The sequence below is a fragment of the Burkholderia catarinensis genome (assembly GCF_001883705.2).
Classification (GTDB): domain Bacteria; phylum Pseudomonadota; class Gammaproteobacteria; order Burkholderiales; family Burkholderiaceae; genus Burkholderia; species Burkholderia catarinensis.
This window is the reverse complement of record NZ_MDEQ02000002.1, coordinates 268972-285350: the sequence shown is the minus strand read 5'-3', so window position 1 is coordinate 285350 and position 16379 is coordinate 268972. Positions and strand designations below refer to the sequence as shown.

At 65.9% G+C, this 16379-nt stretch carries 12 protein-coding genes; 9 read left to right on the top strand and 3 right to left on the bottom strand.

Features of this window, described 5'->3' with window-relative positions; all coding sequences use genetic code 11:
* Positions 1-16 precede the first annotated feature (16 nt).
* Genes BFF94_RS04505 through BFF94_RS04490 form a run of 4 tightly spaced genes read left to right on the top strand, consistent with a single transcriptional unit; the run spans position 17 to position 4625 of the window.
* Positions 17-1030, top strand: a complete 1014-nt coding sequence (locus BFF94_RS04505) for an arabinose ABC transporter substrate-binding protein (RefSeq protein WP_128850176.1) — start codon at positions 17-19, stop codon at positions 1028-1030.
* Positions 1031-1051: 21 nt separating this feature from the next.
* The gene (gene araG / locus BFF94_RS04500; protein WP_128850174.1) at positions 1052-2614 is read left to right on the top strand and encodes an L-arabinose ABC transporter ATP-binding protein AraG; all 1563 of its coding nucleotides are present in this window, start codon (positions 1052-1054) and stop codon (positions 2612-2614) included.
* A gap of 31 nt (positions 2615-2645) precedes the next feature.
* Positions 2646-3665 (top strand): L-arabinose ABC transporter permease AraH, encoded by a 1020-nt coding sequence (araH, locus tag BFF94_RS04495; RefSeq protein ID WP_128850172.1) that lies wholly within the window; start codon positions 2646-2648, stop codon positions 3663-3665.
* 45 nt (positions 3666-3710) lie between these two features.
* Positions 3711-4625, top strand: coding sequence for an SMP-30/gluconolactonase/LRE family protein (locus BFF94_RS04490; protein WP_219139037.1), 915 nt, complete (start codon positions 3711-3713; stop codon positions 4623-4625).
* 94 nt (positions 4626-4719) lie between these two features.
* On the opposite strand, the gene BFF94_RS04485 is transcribed toward BFF94_RS04490, so the two are convergent.
* From BFF94_RS04485 to BFF94_RS04475, 3 genes are read right to left on the bottom strand one after another with little or no spacing between them, the layout of a single operon-like run.
* Positions 4720-5631 (bottom strand): hypothetical protein, encoded by a 912-nt coding sequence (locus BFF94_RS04485; RefSeq protein WP_246637225.1) that lies wholly within the window; start codon positions 5629-5631, stop codon positions 4720-4722.
* Complete coding sequence (locus tag BFF94_RS04480) at positions 5597-9451, bottom strand: type VI secretion system Vgr family protein (RefSeq protein ID WP_128850170.1); 3855 nt, start codon at positions 9449-9451, stop codon at positions 5597-5599. The genes BFF94_RS04485 and BFF94_RS04480 overlap by 35 nt, the downstream gene beginning before the upstream one ends.
* Positions 9452-9721 carry a PAAR domain-containing protein gene (locus BFF94_RS04475; RefSeq protein ID WP_128850168.1) on the bottom strand — a complete coding sequence of 90 codons (270 nt, stop codon included), beginning with the start codon at positions 9719-9721 and terminating at the stop codon, positions 9452-9454.
* A 231-nt stretch (positions 9722-9952) separates the two neighbouring features.
* On the opposite strand from BFF94_RS04475, the gene BFF94_RS04470 reads away from it, so the two are divergent.
* From BFF94_RS04470 to mhpT, 5 genes are all read left to right on the top strand, one after another.
* A complete protein-coding gene (locus BFF94_RS04470) occupies positions 9953-10444 on the top strand; it encodes a MarR family winged helix-turn-helix transcriptional regulator (RefSeq protein ID WP_128850165.1) in 492 nt (163 codons plus the stop codon).
* Positions 10445-10678: 234 nt separating this feature from the next.
* Positions 10679-11509, top strand: coding sequence for a p-hydroxycinnamoyl CoA hydratase/lyase (locus tag BFF94_RS04465; protein ID WP_128850163.1), 831 nt, complete (start codon positions 10679-10681; stop codon positions 11507-11509).
* Positions 11510-11568: 59 nt separating this feature from the next.
* Positions 11569-13017, top strand: a complete 1449-nt coding sequence (locus BFF94_RS04460; RefSeq protein ID WP_219139036.1) for an aldehyde dehydrogenase — start codon at positions 11569-11571, stop codon at positions 13015-13017.
* The gene (locus tag BFF94_RS04455) at positions 13014-14909 is read left to right on the top strand and encodes a feruloyl-CoA synthase (RefSeq protein ID WP_219139035.1); all 1896 of its coding nucleotides are present in this window, start codon (positions 13014-13016) and stop codon (positions 14907-14909) included. Before BFF94_RS04460 ends, BFF94_RS04455 begins: the two co-directional genes overlap by 4 nt.
* Before the next feature lie 202 nt (positions 14910-15111).
* On the top strand, positions 15112-16317 hold the full coding sequence (gene mhpT / locus BFF94_RS04450) for a 3-(3-hydroxy-phenyl)propionate transporter MhpT (protein ID WP_219139034.1): 1206 nt from the start codon (positions 15112-15114) through the stop codon (positions 16315-16317).
* The last annotated feature ends 62 nt before the right edge of the window (positions 16318-16379 follow it).

Sequence of the window (16379 nt, the reverse complement as noted above, 5' to 3'; positions counted from 1 at the left end):
TTCAAGGAGACACCAAATGAACCGCACGACTCACACGATTCGCCGACACACGTTGCGCGCGCTGCTGGCCGCGCTTTGCATCGCGCCGCTCGGCATGCAGGGCGCCGCGCGCGCCGACGCGCCGCTGAAGATCGGCTTCCTGGTGAAGATGCCCGAGCAGGCATGGTTCATCAACGAGCAGAACGCGGCGTCCGCGCTCGGCCAGAAGGAGAATTTCTCGGTCGTGAATATCGGCACGCCCGACGGCGAGAAGGTGCTGGCCGCGATCGACAACCTCGGCTCGCAGGGCGCGCAGGGCTTCGTGATCTGCGCGCCCGACGTGCGCCTCGGCCCGGCGATCGCCGCACGCGCGAAGCGCTACAACATGAAGTTCGTGACCGTCGACGACCAGCTCGTCGATTCGACCGGCAAGCCGATCGCGAACGTGCCGCACCTCGGGATGTCGGCGATCAAGATCGGCAACCAGGTCGGCCAGGCGATCGCCGACGAGATGAAGCGGCGCGGCTGGAAGCCCGAGGAAGTCGGCGCGCTGCGGATCACGAACTACGAGCTGCCGACCGCGAAGCTGCGCACCGACGGCGCGACGCAGGCGCTGCTCGCGAACGGCTTCCGCAAGGAGAACATCTTCGACGCGCCGCAGAAGACCACCGACGACGAAGGCGGCTTCAGCGCGGCAGCGCCCGTGCTCGCACGGCATCCGAACGTGAAGAAATGGGTGGTCTATGCGCTGAACGAGGAAACCGTGCTCGGCGCGGTGCGCGCGACCGAACAGCTGCATATCCCGTCGGCCGACGTGATCGGCGTCGGCATCAACGGCGCGGGCGAGGCGTTCGCCGAATTCCAGAAGAAGGAGCCGACCGGCTTCTACGGGACGATCGCGGTCAGCTCGACGAACCACGGCAAGGACAGCACGCAGAATCTCGTCGACTGGATCCGTAACGGCAAGACGCCGCCGGCCGACACGCAGACGAGCGGCAAGCTGATGACGCGCGCGAACTGGCAGGCCGTGCGCGCCGAGCTCGGCATCTGAGCGGCGCGAGGCGAGAACGCGATGACGACGCAGACGATGACGGCCGTGTCCGGCAACGACGACGACACCGCTGCCGATGCCGGCGCGCCGCCGCCGGGCGGCCCGCTGCTCGCGCTCGACGGCATCACGGTGACGTTCCCGGGCGTGCGTGCGCTCGACGCCGTGTCGCTGTCGGTGCGCGCGGGCGAGGTGCACGGGCTGATGGGCGAGAACGGCGCGGGCAAATCGACGCTGCTGAAGGTGCTGTCCGGCGTGAACCAGCCGCAGGCCGGCACGCTGACGCTGAACGGCACGGTGCAGCGCTTCGCGTCGACGCGCGCGGCGCTCGAGGCCGGCATCGCGATCATCTACCAGGAGCTGCATCTGGTGCCCGAGCTGACGGTCGCCGAGAACCTGATGCTCGGGCAACTGCCGAGCCGGCTCGGCGTGGTCGACGAACGCACGCTCGCCGCCCGCGCGCTCGATGCGCTGGAGCGGCTCGGCGAGCATATCGATCCGGGCATCCCGGTGAAGTATTTGTCGATCGGTCAGCGCCAGATGATCGAGATCGGCAAGGCGCTGATGCGCGACGCGCGCGTGATCGCGTTCGACGAACCGACCAGTTCGCTGTCCGCGCGCGAAACCACGCAGCTGTTCCGGATCATCCGCGCGCTGCGAGCGGAAGGCCGCGCGATCATCTACGTCACGCACCGGATGGAAGAAGTCTATGAACTGTGCGACCGCGTGACCGTGTTTCGCGACGGCCGCCGCATCGACACGTTCGATTCCGTCACCGATCTCGACCGCGACCGGCTGATCGGCTGCATGGTCGGCCGCTCGATCGAGGACGTGTACGGCTACCGGCCGCGCACGGCCGGCGACGTGCTGATCGAGGCGAAGGGGCTGGCGGGGCCCGGGCTATCCGAGCCGGTGTCGTTCACCGCGCGGCGCGGCGAGATCGTCGGCTTCTTCGGGCTCGTCGGCGCCGGCCGCTCCGAGCTGATGAAGCTGCTGTACGGCGCGGTGCGCCCGAGCGCGGGGCATGTCGAGCTGGGTGGGCGGCGTGTCGCGTTCGGCAGCCCGCGCGACGCGGTGCGCGCCGGCATCGCGCTGTGCCCGGAAGACCGCAAGCAGGAAGGCATCGTCGCGATCGCGTCGGTGGCCGACAACCTGAACATCAGCGCGCGCCGTCATTTCAGCCCGGCGCGCGTGCTGCTCGATACGCGGCGCGAGCGCGAGCTCGCGCAACGCTACATCGAGCGGCTCGCGATCAAGACCCGCGACGGCGACACGCCGATCGGCGCGCTGTCCGGCGGCAACCAGCAGAAGGTCGTGCTGGCGCGCTGGCTGGCCGAGCGCATCGACGTGTTTTTGATGGACGAGCCGACGCGCGGCATCGACGTCGGCGCGCGCGCGGAAATCTACAACCTGTTCTACGAACTCGCGGAAGCGGGCCGCACGGTGATCCTCGTGTCGAGCGATCTGGCCGAGGTGATCGGCGTGTCGGACCGGATCGTCGTGATGAAGGAAGGACGGATCGCGGGCGAGGTCGCGAAGGCGCAAGCGACGCCCGACGCGCTGATCAAGCTCGCGCTGCCGCGCTAGCGGCGTGCTGTTCAACCGGAATGCAAACGTTATGAGCCAGGCAATGCAACCCCAACGCACTTCCCCGTCCCCCGATGCTGCCGCCGTGCCCGCGCGAGCGCGCGGCGGCGTGTGGCAGCTGATCAACCGCTCCGGCATCGTGATGGTGTTTCTCGTGCTGTTCGCGACGCTGTCGCTGACGGTGCCGGACTTCCTCACGCCGCGCAACATCCAGGGCCTGCTGCTGTCGGTCACGCTGATCGGCTCGATCGCGGTGACGATGATGTTCGTGCTCGCGCTCGGCGAGGTCGACCTGTCGGTCGCGTCGATCGTCGCGTTCTCGGGCGTCGTCGCGTCGACGCTGATCACCGCGACGCACAGCGTGCTGTTCGGCACCGCGGCCGGCGTGCTCGCGGGCGGCGCGGTCGGGCTCGTGAACGGCGTGCTGATCGCGCGCTACCGGATCAACTCGCTGATCGTCACGCTCGCGATGATGGAAGTCGTGCGCGGGCTCGCGTTCATCACGTCGAACGGCGACGCGGTGATGATCTCCGAGGAACGCTTCTTCGAGCTGGGAGCCGGCTCGTTCCTCGGCATCTCGTATCCGATCTGGAGCAACATCGTCGGCTTCATCGTGTTCGGCTTCCTGCTGCGCAAGACGGTGTTCGGCAAGAACGTGCTGGCCGTCGGCGGCAACGGCGAGGCCGCGCTGCTCGCGGGGCTGCCGGTGATGCGCATCAAGATCGCCGTGTTCGTGCTGCAGGGGCTCGTGACCGGTTTCGCCGGCGTGATGCTCGCGTCGCGGATGAGCCTCGGCGATCCGAAGACGTCGGTCGGCCTCGAGCTCGGCGTGATCTCCGCATGCGTGCTCGGCGGCGTGTCGCTGACGGGCGGCGTCGCGACGATTTCCGGCGTGCTGGTCGGCGTGCTGATCATGGGCGCGGTGCAGGATGCGATGAGCCTGCTGAACGTGCCGACCTTCTACCAATATCTGATACGCGGCGGAATTCTGTTGCTCGCGGTGCTGTTCGACCAGTATCGTCGCAACCAGCGGCGCGCGATGAAGATCTGACGAATGCGCGGCTGCCTGCGAATGCAACACATATCGGGAGACGGAATGCAACAGATTGATCCGGCCGCGTCGGCGACGCTGCTGGCGAACACCCGCAACACGCTCGGCGAAGGCGCGACGTGGTGCGACAAGACGCACGCGCTGTACTGGGTGGACATCGAAGGCGCGCAACTGTGGCGCTGCCGCGCGGACGGCTCGGACCTCGCTCAGTGGCCGATGCCCGAACGCCTCGCGTGTTTCGCACTGACGCACGACCCGGACGTGCTGCTGGTCGGACTCGCGACGCATCTCGCGTTCTTCGATCTGCGCAGCGGCGCGTTCACGCGGATCGTCGACGTCGAACCTGAATTGCCGACGCGCCTGAACGACGGGCGCTGCGATCCGTCCGGCGCGTTCGTGTTCGGGATGAAGGACGAAGGCGGTGACCCGCCGCGCGCGGTCGGCGGGTTTTACCGGCTCAATGCCGACCTCACGCTCGAACGGCTGGCGTTGCCGCCGGCCGCGATCGCGAACAGCATCGCGTTCTCGCCGGACGGCTCGAAGATGTACTTCTGCGATTCGCTCGTGCGTGAAATCCGCGTGTGCGATTACAGCCGCGCCGGTGTGGCCGGCGTGCGGACGTTCGCGCGGCTGACCGACGCGGACGGCGACCCGGACGGCGCGACGATGGACCGCGACGGCGGCCTGTGGAACGCGCAGTGGGGCGGCCGGCGGGTGGTGCGCTACGCCGCGGACGGCGTCGAGACGGAACGCATCGCGGTGCCGACCGCGCAGCCGAGCTGCGCGGCGCTCGATGGCGACGGGCGGCTGTACGTGACGAGCGCGCGCGTCGGGTTGAGCGACGACGCGCTGGCGAACGATGCCGATGCCGGCGGCGTGTTCGTCGCGCAGACGCGCCATGCGGGCTTGCCGACCGCGCGATTCGCGGGGGAGGCCCACTGCCTGAATAGCGGGCGATGACAGGGGAGAGTCCATCGACTCGCGGACAGGAATCCGATTTGTTCGGAAGGTAGGTGTTGAACGCGAATTTGTTTAAGGGCTCTTACTTGCCGGCTCACGCTTGATTAGATTCCGGGTCGTCCTGCATCCACCATACTGGATGATCATGCGGCTCTCGCAACCACATCCACTGACCCGCTACGTGCTTGGTGACCCGCCGCTGTTGGCGTTCCTCTTGAGGCGTCAACGTGCGGACCGTGGGGAATTCTTGCCCCTTGTAGACTACCAACTTCTGTGAACTGGAGACGGAAGTGAATCCTTGCCACAAGCCGGTTTCTGGGCATGGCGTGCCTGTGCGCAGGTTCATTTCACCGTATCTCTGACGTTTCGCCTGCCGCTCTTCAAGGCGGCGTTGCCGGCGTTCCTCGGGCGTCAAGATTTTGTATGCGCGGCTTATTCTCACTTCATCAAGGAAGGGCGGAGATGATCCGTCTGGCGAAGTGACGTAAAAAAGTGAAACATCTACCGGAAATTTACTCCCGGGAACATCTTTCGATCGATAACGAAAACCTTCCAAATTCGGGTCGACCGGAGTATGTCCGCCAACCTGATTGCCGTATTCGCGCCGCCCCTTCCCATCAACCCAATAATCCTCCAGCTGGAGAAGAGATTTGATTTCCGTATCCGGAAAACCGGCAACCCTTGCGTCGAGGACAATTCTTACCCCAGCCGGAACAATTTTCACCTTATCGCGATCATCACTGTAATCCTCCGGATCGTCGCCAGTGGAAAACTCAATCTTCGTACCCCGCAGCGCACGATTTGCGTATTTATAAAGGAACCCTTTTGCGGGGGGGTGCGTCCACGTTGTGTAATTTGTTCCGAAGACAATATGTTCAGGATCGTATGGCGCGTCATCGCGTAGGATCGCCATTGCTGTTTTAAGGATGGCGCGCAGCATGACACGCTGCTCTTTGTCGGTCATCTGCATTTCAAATCCCTCCCCCAATGGCTTGAAGTGAAGCATCGTATCCTCCTGTGCATGTACCGGGGTTACGCACGAAAGCACGATCAGGACGGTCCCAATAGGCTTGCACCACTTCCGCACATGCATAAGCATCTTCTTCATGTAACTGGCTCCGGTATCCATCTTCGAAACTCACCATCTTGGCCGCCGTTTCTGGCGACACTCTCAACAGCTTGCACACCTCGGCCTGTGCAATCGACACGTCGGGCTTCACATAGGCTCCGCGTGCCTGATTTTGCATGTACGAAATCATCCAGTAATAGTGAAAAACCAACATGCGATGAAGTCCGGCGGCAACCCTCGCATCATCGGGTATTTTTACTTTCCCTGCGACCTCAAAAACATCATCCGGAGAGTTGGTCCTATATAATTCCATCGCGTTTGGAAACATCGAATAGTCGCTCGGGTGTTGTTGAAGCAAGGCCATCATCCAGAACGTTTGCTGGCAATGTCGCGCTTCGTGATAAAGCAAATCCGAGAAGGCCTTCAGGGTGCCATCCAAGGCGGCATCATTTTTTGTCGACGCAATGATCTTCATGACTTCTGCCTCTTGAACGACCATCGTCCATCTTAATGTGGAAAACGAAGCGCTTACATCCGGGCGCATGTTGTATCTAAACTGACCTTCACTCGCATTAACAATATCAATCTTGGGGGTCGCGCCATTTGACTTCATTGGATCCCCTGAAGAACCTCTTGGCAGTCCAAACGGCCCTGCCGCAAGGGCGGTGCTCAATATATTTCCAGCCGCAAGCGCGATACTTTCCTTTGCTTCGTCCGATATCTCGCCGCTCAATGTATTGAACTTACCCCACTCAATCCCCTTGAGCGCCTTCTTGATCGCCGCCGCATAGGTCTTCGTCACCGGATATTCGACATCCCGGCGCACCGGCATATCCGGAGGCGTATCGCCCTGTTTAGCCTCGTCGATGAAGTGATGGAAGCGCAACCCGAAGTTGAGCGGATCGCAGGTCGCGAACGCGGCCGGCTGACTCGCGGACGTCGCCCCCTGTTCCGGGGTGCTGACCTTCTTGCCCTTGATCGTTGTGGTGCGTTTGTCGGCGTTCGGCGCTTGGGCGGTGTAGGGCGTCGTGTTGTCGCGCACGATGGCTGCCCGGTTCACCGCAATCACCTTGTCCGGATCGCTTGCCGCCAGCAGTTCCACCGTGCCGAATGCGATGTCGTGGCTCGTCACCACATCCGTTTCGCCCAGCTCGTTACTCACCCCCTCGATCACGCGTCCGTTGTCGAGCGTGACCCGGTATGGCTGGTTCGGCAAGGCAAACCCGCTGTCATGCTCCAACAGCACGAAGTGCGCCGCGTACTGCCCCGGATTGTCAGGCGTGACTGGCAGGCGCATTGGTCGCACCTGCGCTTTGTCTGTCTGATGACTGCCGGCATAGATCGTATGCTCGCCCGCCGTTCGCACCACGTACCCTTGATCGCTGATGCGAACCTCCGTACTGCCGGCGTGCAGCACGATTTCCTCTGCCGCGTGCAGGTGGATACTGTCGGCCGTACTTGTGATGTTGATCGCCTTCTTCGCGATCAGGTCCAGGCCATCGTTCCGCGCTTCGATCCGCACTTTCCCCGCTGCGGCCACAAGCGTCATGCCGGCCTTGTGCACGAACAGCGAGAACGCATTGGACACGCTCGCGAACAGCGAACGCCCCACGGCAATCCCGACATGCCGGCCGCTCGTGATCGCGACATCCTCTCCGCTCGCGATATGGGCGCTACGCTCGGCCGCGAGGCTGATCCCAGCCGGCCCGGCCATCACAATGTCCGGTTCCGTCAGCTCCGGGAAGTCATCCGTGCCGCCGGACAATGTTCCCCGAATCGCATCGTTACGCGCGTTGATCGCACGGGTGACGTCGCTCTGGTCCGCGCGTCGTTGTTGTGCGTCGTGCTGCTGCGCCAAATTCGTGAGGCTTTCCTGCAACTCGCGCGCCTGCGTCAGCCGGCCTACCGCCTCTTTGGCGTCCTTCGCGTGGCCGGGGCCGCCCGGTTGGCCGTCTGCCGAGAACAACATGCCCTTCAACGCCCGGACAACGCCCCAGTCGTCGGTGCGCAGATCGAAGCCTTTGCCGCGCGCATCGGCACGGCCTTTCTTCCGGGTGATGCGCCGAAGGTTGCCGAGACTCAGCATCGACGTGCCCGCGTCGCTGGCGATCTGCGTCTGGATTTGCTCTCGCGTATCGTCGATGGCCACATGGCCGGATGCGGTGCCGTGAAATTCCTTGCCCCGCAGCACTGCGAGCGCCTGATTGTGCGGCAGGTCCAGCGCTGGCTGGCGGGACGCGTTCACGGCACTGCCGATAATCACCGGCAAATCCGGGTCGCCGTAATAGTGCGACACGGCCACTTCATGGCCGATACGCGGCAGGAATGTCGCGCCCATGTCCACGCCTTGCCACGGCGACAGCACGCGCAGCCAGATACCCGAATGCTCGTCGTGCCGGCCCTGCCGATCCCATTGAAACTGCACCTTGACCCGGCCGTATTGGTCCGTCCAGATTTCCTGTTCGGCAGGGCCGACGACGATGGCCTTCTCCGGTCCGCTCATGACGGGCTTGCGAACGCTGCGTTCCAGGCGGAACGGCTCGTTCGTCGGCAGCAGTTCGAACTGTGCGTCAACGCGATAGGTCTGCGCGCCGCCGGTCCGGCCCGCGACTTCCTCGATATCGAGCGCGCACGAAACAACGAGGTATTCACGGTTTGCCGCTTGCTGCGGGTAGCCGGTCAACGCAAAGGTATATCCGACCGTCAGACCGCGCAGATTCCCTTTCCCGTTTGCGCGCCGCCCCGCGCAACGCAGTGCCTCGAGTTGAACGTTTGCGAAGTGGTGCGCTTCACGAGCCGTATCGTTCGGTTGGCCCGTGAGCCCTTGCGCGCCCGCGAGCGGCTGACTGTAATCTCCCCAACCGTATAGCTCGCCGTCGGCGCTTGCGGTCGGGCGAGGGTTTTCCGCCGTGCTCGCCAGATCGGCGCGCGGGCGTGTGTAGTCGTAATCCGTCACGGTCACGCGTCCGGGCGTCAGGCGGCTGGTCACGGACAGCGTGTGAATGTGTTCCTCGTCGATATGCTGACCACCGGGCGGCAGATAGCGCAGCGTTTCGTAGGCCGCACCGTGCGGATGATGGCCGCCCATCGTGTCGCATAGAACCAAACGATGATGGCCGTCATCGTGCTCGATCCACCACCAGATTCCCCATTCTTCCCAGAGGCGTTGCAGGAACGCCCAGTCCGATTCAAACGCCTGCCGCTGCACATCGCGTTTCGGATACACGCCCCGGAATGCACCCAAACGCTTATCGACGGGATACGGATATTTCGACAGCACCGCATCGGTGATTTCAACGATGGTCATGTCCTGAAACAGGCGGCAATCCTTCGTCAGCGTCGCGCGATAGAGCCATGGGCGCAGTTCCAGTTCGTACAGAATCGAGTCGCGATCCTGACCGGCGATTCGGGCGGCTTCAACCAGTCCCGTTATTTCGCGCGTGCCCGCACCGATGTTGCCCAGTCCAGCGGCACCAGCGAGCCCCGGAATGAACCGCCCTTTGCCTTCAAGCTGGATCGACACGGTGATTTCCGTGCCAACCAATTTGTCTAGATCAACATCAGCGGTGCGACTGGGGGAGACTGCATAGGCGTCGTCGGTTCGCAGCGTGACGAGGTAGCGGCATGCATCGATTCGGCCGATGGTTTCAGTGCCCTGCAAGCGTACGGGAACGAATACCGGTAGGGCCTCCATGCCGTAGGTCGGTAGCGATGCCCCGGCGATTGACAGCGTACGGGCCTGAGGAAATATCGCCATTTATTCCGCCGCCGTTGTTCGCTGACCAATGACGATCGCGCCGCAACCGGTCTTGTCGCCGTGATAGCCGACGCGCCGGCCGTGATGTGTGCGCGGACCGGTTGCCAGCAGTGGAAACACGCCGCCGCATCGGGGGCACGTCGCCCCGTGGCCATCCAGCGCGACAGCAATCCCCCAATGCTTCAAATCGCTGGCCGCTTCGATTACTTCGCCACCGTGGTCAGTGGCGTCTCCCAAGCGAACCATTTCACGACCTTGTGCGTTCTTCATCGATGACTCGTGCGAGGAATGAAGCCGTCCTTTTACCCCGTCACGAAGTGCCGCACAATTTTTAAGATGAGAATCGATTGCTTTCGGAATTTAATTAGTATCGCGACTGATAATTTCGTACTTATATGAACCAACTGAGAACATGAAGGCGCGTTGAGCCCGATATCGCGACTATGCGTTCACCCCCCGCCCTGCTGGTAAGATGGCCCGCAATTCCATCCCGCCCGCACCATGAGTTCCGCACCGACCAAGCCCGCGAATCCGAAGAACGCCGCCCGCGCGACGAGCGACAAGCCGAAGGCGCGCGTACCGCAGCGCCTGACCTACGTGATCGGTGGTCTCGACCGGCTGCTGCGCCGGCACATGACCGATGCGCTCGCGCCGCTCGGCATCACGCTCGCGCAATACACGGCGCTGTCGGTGCTCGAGGCGCGCGGCGCGTCGTCGAACGCGCAGCTGGCCGAGCGCTCGTGGATCACGCCGCAATCGGCGAACGAGGTGATGAGCGTGATGGCCGCCCGCGGTTTCGTCACGCGCGAAGCCGACCCTTCGCACGGCCGCATCATCTTGCTGACGCTGACCAACGAAGGCGCCGCGATGCTGCGTGAATGTGAAGCCGTGCTGCGCCCGCTCGAGACGCGAATGCTCGGCGACATTTCCGCCGACGACGCCGCGCACGTGCAGCGCGCGCTCGAACTGTTCTCGCGCAACCTGCGCGGCTGATCCCTTCCCGAATCTTCACGATGCGGGCTGGTGCGGCCCGCATCGGCTGCCAGCCTTCCGTCGACGGCCGCCCGACCGTTCCCTGATTCCTCCGTCGTTTCGCTGCCTTCCGCTCCGGGTTTACACCGGCGCTCGTGCCGCTTGCAATATCAGGTAGCCTGATATTAAATGAAGCCGTCCGCAGCAGGAAATGCTGCGCACCGAATCGCACTGGAACGAACGACAGGAACAGACATGAGCAAGTACGACAACCGCTGGCAGACCGTGGAAGTGAACGTGGAGGCCGGCATCGCGTGGGTGACGCTGAACCGTCCGGACAAGCGCAATGCAATGAGCCCGACGCTGAACCGGGAGATGCTGGAGGCCCTCGACGCGGTCGAGTTCGACGATGAGGCAAAGGTGCTGGTGCTGACCGGCGCGGGCGCCGCATGGACGGCCGGCATGGATCTGAAGGAATATTTCCGCGAGATCGACGGCGGCTCCGACGCGCTGCAGGAAAAGGTGCGCCGCGACGCATCGGAATGGCAGTGGCGCCGCCTGCGGATGTACAACAAGCCGACGATCGCGATGGTGAACGGCTGGTGCTTCGGCGGCGGGTTCTCGCCGCTCGTCGCGTGCGACCTCGCGATCGCCGCGGACGAAGCGGTGTTCGGGCTGTCGGAGATCAACTGGGGCATTCCGCCGGGCAACCTCGTCAGCAAGGCGATGGCGGATACGGTCGGACATCGCCGCGCGCTGCACTACATCATGACCGGCGATACGTTCACCGGCGTGGAAGCGGCGGACATGGGCCTCGTGAACAGCAGCGTGCCGCTGGCCGGCCTGCGCGACGCGACGATCGCGCTCGCCGCGCGGCTGATGGACAAGAACCCGGTCGTGCTGCGCGCGGCTAAACACGGCTTCAAGCGTTCGCGTGAACTTACGTGGGAGCAGTGCGAGGATTATCTGTATGCGAAGCTCGACCAGGCGCAGCTGCGCGATCCGGAGCGCGGTCGCGAGCAGGGGCTGAAGCAGTTCCTCGACGACAAGACGATCAAGCCGGGCCTGCAGGCATACAAGCGCTGATACAAGCGCCGACGCAACCGCCAACGCAACCGCAACAGACAGGCAAGGCAGGAGACGACATGACCGATAGACGGATGCTGATCGCCGGCGAGTGGTGTACCGCCCGCGACGGGCGAACCTTCGACCGATTCAACCCCGCGACGGGCGCGCTTGCGTCGCGTGCACCGGCGGCCGGCGTGGCCGACGCCGACGCGGCGATCGACGCCGCGCACCGCGCGTTTCCCGCGTGGGCGGCGCTGGCGCCGACCGAGCGACGCCGCCGGCTGCTGAAGGCGGCCGACCTGATGGATGCGCGCATCGACGCATTCGTCGCAACGGGCGTGGCCGAAACCGGCGCGACGCCCGGCTGGATCGGCTTCAACGTGACGCTCGCGGCGAACATGCTGCGCGAGGCCGCGTCGATGACGACGCAGATCGCCGGCGACGTGATCCCGTCGGACGTGCCCGGCAATCTCGCGCTCGCGATGCGCGCGCCGTGCGGCGTCGTGCTCGGCATCGCACCGTGGAACGCGCCGGTGATCCTCGGCACGCGCGCGCTGGCGATGCCGCTCGCGTGCGGCAACACAGTCGTGCTGAAGGCGTCCGAAGCGTGCCCCGGCGTGCATGCGCTGATCGGCGCGGTGCTGGACGAAGCCGGGCTCGGCGCGGGCGTCGTCAACGTGATCACGCACGCGGCGGCCGATGCGCCGGCACTCGTTGAACGGCTGATCGCGCATCCGCACGTGAAGCGCATCAACTTCACCGGGTCGACGCATGTCGGGCGCATCATCGCGCGCCACGCGGCCACCCACCTGAAGCCGGTGCTGCTCGAACTCGGCGGCAAGGCGCCCGTGCTCGTGCTGGACGATGCCGATCTCGACGCGGCGGTCGACGCGATCGCGTTCGGCGCGTTCTTCAACCAGGGGCAAATCTGCATGTCGACCGAGCGTGTGATCGCCGCGCGGCCGATCGCCGATGCGCTCGTCGAACGCCTCGCCGCGAAGGCGCGCACGCTGGTCGCGGGCGATCCGCTGGCCGGCCATCCGCTCGGCACGATGGTCGATGCGGGCGCCGCCGCGCGCGCGGCGGCGCTGGTCGAGGATGCACGTGCGCTGGGTGCGCGGTTGCCGCTCGGTTGCCGCGTCGAAGGCGCGACGATGCAGCCCGCGATCGTCGACGGCGTGACGCGCGACATGCGCCTGTATCGCGAGGAATCGTTCGCACCGGTCGTCGCGATCCTGCGCGCGGACAGCGACGACGAAGCGGTCGCGCTCGCGAACGATAGCGAGTTCGGGCTGTCGGCAAGCGTGTTCAGCCGCGATATCGCACGGGCGATGACGCTCGCGCGCCGGATCGAATCGGGGATCTGCCACATCAACGGCCCGACCGTGCATGACGAGGCGCAGATGCCGTTCGGCGGCACGAAGTCGAGCGGCTACGGCCGCTTCGGCAGCCGCGCGTCGATCGCCGAATTCACCGAGCTGCGCTGGATCACCGTGCAGACCACACCGCGTCACTACCCCATATGAGCGACGCGACGATGAATGTATCGAAGCCCGCCAACCCGCCGGCGAACGACGCCGGCGGCGTGCGCTATCGCGCTGCTGCTGTCGCCGTCGGCGCGGCCGAGATTCGTCGCACGGCCGACGGCGGGTGGACGCTGCGCTCGCGCGAGCCGCTCGGCGACTATCCGGCCCGGCTGACCGATTGCCTCGTGAACGGCGCGCACGCGCACCCCGACCGCGTGCTGGCCGCGCGGCGCGGCCGCGATGGCCGCTGGATCGAGATCACCTACGCGCAGATGCTCGAACGCGCACGCGCGCTCGGGCAGGGGCTCGTCGATCTCGGGCTGTCGGCGGAACGCCCGCTCGCGGTGCTGTCCGGCAACGATCTCGACCACCTGCAGCTGATGTTCGCCGCGATGCTGGCCGGCGTGCCGTATTCGCCGATCTCGCCCGCGTATTCGCTCGTGTCGACCGACTACGGCAAGCTGCGCCACACGCTCGGCGTGCTGCGGCCGGGCGCGGTGTTCGTCGCCGAACGCGCCGCGTTTGCGCGCGCGCTCGACGCGGCATTGCCGGCCGACGCGGCGCTGATCGTCGCGCGCGATGCCGATGCGTCGGGCGATGCCGTGCCGCTGTCGCGGCTGCTCGCGACGGCACCGCGCACGATCGACGCGATCCATGCGGCGGTCGGCCCCGACCATCTCGCGAAGATCCTGTTCACGTCGGGTTCGACGAAGCGGCCGAAGGCCGTGCCGACCACGCACCGGATGCTGTGCAGCAACCAGCAGATGCTGCGCCAGACGATGCCCGAACTGACACGCGAGCCGCCGGTGCTGGTCGACTGGCTGCCGTGGAATCACACGTTCGGCGGCAGCCACAACCTCGGCATCGCGCTGTACAACGGCGGCACGCTGTATATCGACGACGGCCGCCCGGTGCCCGGCCGCTTCGATGAGACCGTGCGCAACCTGCGCGAGATCGCGCCGACGATCTACTTCAACGTGCCGAAAGGCTGGGAAGAGCTGGCCGCCGCGCTCGAACGCGACGCCGCGCTGCGCGACACGTTCTTCTCGCGCGTGAAGCTGTACTTCTTCGGCGGCGCGGGGCTGTCGCAGGCCGCGTGGGACCGGCTCGACCACGTGACCGAAGCGCATTGCGGCGAGCGGATCCGGATCATGGCCGGGCTCGGGATGACGGAAGCGTCGCCGTCGTGCCTGTTCACGACCGGGCCGGTGATGCGCTCGGGCTATATCGGGCTGCCCGCGCCCGGCTGCGACGCGAAGCTCGTGCCGTGCGGCGGCAAGCTCGAAGTGCGCTTCAAGGGGCCGAACGTGATGCGCGGCTACTGGCATGCGGATGTCGATCCGCGCGACGTGTTCGACGACGAAGGCTATTACCGCAGCGGCGATGCGGCGGCGTTCGTCGATCCCGAGCGGCCGGAACTCGGGCTGCAGTTCGACGGGCGGCTGACCGAGGATTTCAAGCTGAGCAGCGGCACGTTCGTCAGCGTCGGGCCGCTGCGCGCGAACGCGGTGTCGAGCGGCGCGCCGTACGTGCAGGACGTCGTCGTGACCGGGCTCAACCGCGACGACATCGGCCTGCTGGTGTTTCCGCGCATCGACGCTTGCCGCGCGCTGGCGGGGCTGGCGGCCGATGCGCCGGTGCCCGACGTGCTGCGCGCACCGGCCGTGCGCGCGGTGTTCGAGACCTGGCTCGCCGCGCTGAACCGGCACGCGAGCGGCGGATCGACGTTCGTCGCGCGCATCCGGTTGATGGATACGCCGCCGTCGCTCGATCTCGGCGAAGCGACCGACAAGGGTTCGCTGAACCAGGCGGCCGTGCAGCAGCATCGCGCGGCGACGATCGACGCGCTGTACGACCCGGCGCGCAGCGATCCCGACGTGATTTACGCATAAGCGCGCATCCGCGCGCGCACCGACCTGCCGGCTACGCGACCGGCAGGCTTTTTTACGGCCAGTGAATCAGGCTGCCTGATAACCGGGGCGGCCGTTCAACCGACACATTGCGCGCCTGCCCGCCACTGGCCGGCGGCGGCGCGCGCAGCGAGCGGCCCTTCGAGGCACGCCGACGACAAGACAACACGGATTGGAGACATCGATGAACACCTACGTTGCCGAAAGACCGGCAGTCGCGACCACCCTCGCGCTGTGTTTCGCGATCGCGCTGCTCGAAGGGCTCGACCTGCAGTCGGTCGGCGTTGCCGCGCCGCGCATGGCGCGCGAATTCGGGCTGAGCGTGTCGCAGATGGGCATTGCGTTCAGCGCGGGCACCTTCGGGCTGCTGCCGGGCGCGCTGCTCGGCGGGCGGCTCGCCGACCGGATCGGGCGCAAGCGCGTGCTGATCGCGTCGGTCGTGCTGTTCGGGCTGCTGTCGATCGCCACCGCGCAGGTATCGAGCTTCGCGATGCTCGTCGTCGTGCGCGTGCTGACCGGCATCGGCCTCGGCGGCGCGATGCCGAACCTGATCGCACTGTCGTCCGAAGCGGTCGAGCCGCGCTCGCGCAGCAGCGCGGTGGCCACGATGTACTGCGGCATCCCGTTCGGCGGCGTGATCGCGTCGCTGATCGGCGTGCTGCTCGCCGGCGATACCGAGTGGCGGCACATCTTCTACGTCGGCGGTGCGGGCCCGCTGCTGCTCGTGCCGCTGCTCGTGCTGCTGTTGCCGGAATCGCGTGCGTATCTCGACATCGCCGGCACGCCGGCCGCGCGCACCAGCATCGCGCACACGCTGTTCGGCGACGGCCGCGCGACGTCGACGTTCGCGCTGTGGATCAGCTACTTCTGCACGCTGATCGTTCTCTACTTCCTGCTGAACTGGCTGCCGTCGCTGATGGCCGCGCGCGGGCTCGATCGCGCGCATGTCGGCCTCGTGCAGATCGCGTTCAACGTCGGCGCGGGGCTCGGCGCGCTCGGCATCGGCGCGGCGCTCGACCGGATGCGCGCGTCGCGCGTGGTCGGCGGCATGTATGTCGGGATCGTGCTGTCGCTCGCCGCGCTGTCGGCCGCGCCGGGCTTCGCGTCGCTCGCGGCGGCCGCGTTCGCGGCCGGGATGTTCGTGGTCGGCGGGCAGTCGGTGCTGTATGCGCTCGCGGCGATCTACTACCCGACCGCGATGCGCGGCACGGGCGTCGGCACGGCGGTGGCCGTCGGCCGGCTCGGCTCCGTCGTCGGGCCGCTCGCGGCCGCGACGCTGCTGGCCGCGGGCCGCAGCGCGCCGGTCGTGATCGGCGCGAGCATCCCCGTCACGCTCGTCGCGGCCGTCGCCGCACTGGTGCTGATTCGCCGTCCGCAAGCCGGCGACTGACATTTCCCGGTTTTTCAATGCGCGCCGTCAGAGTGCGCTTACTCAAGGTCTGGAGACGCAAC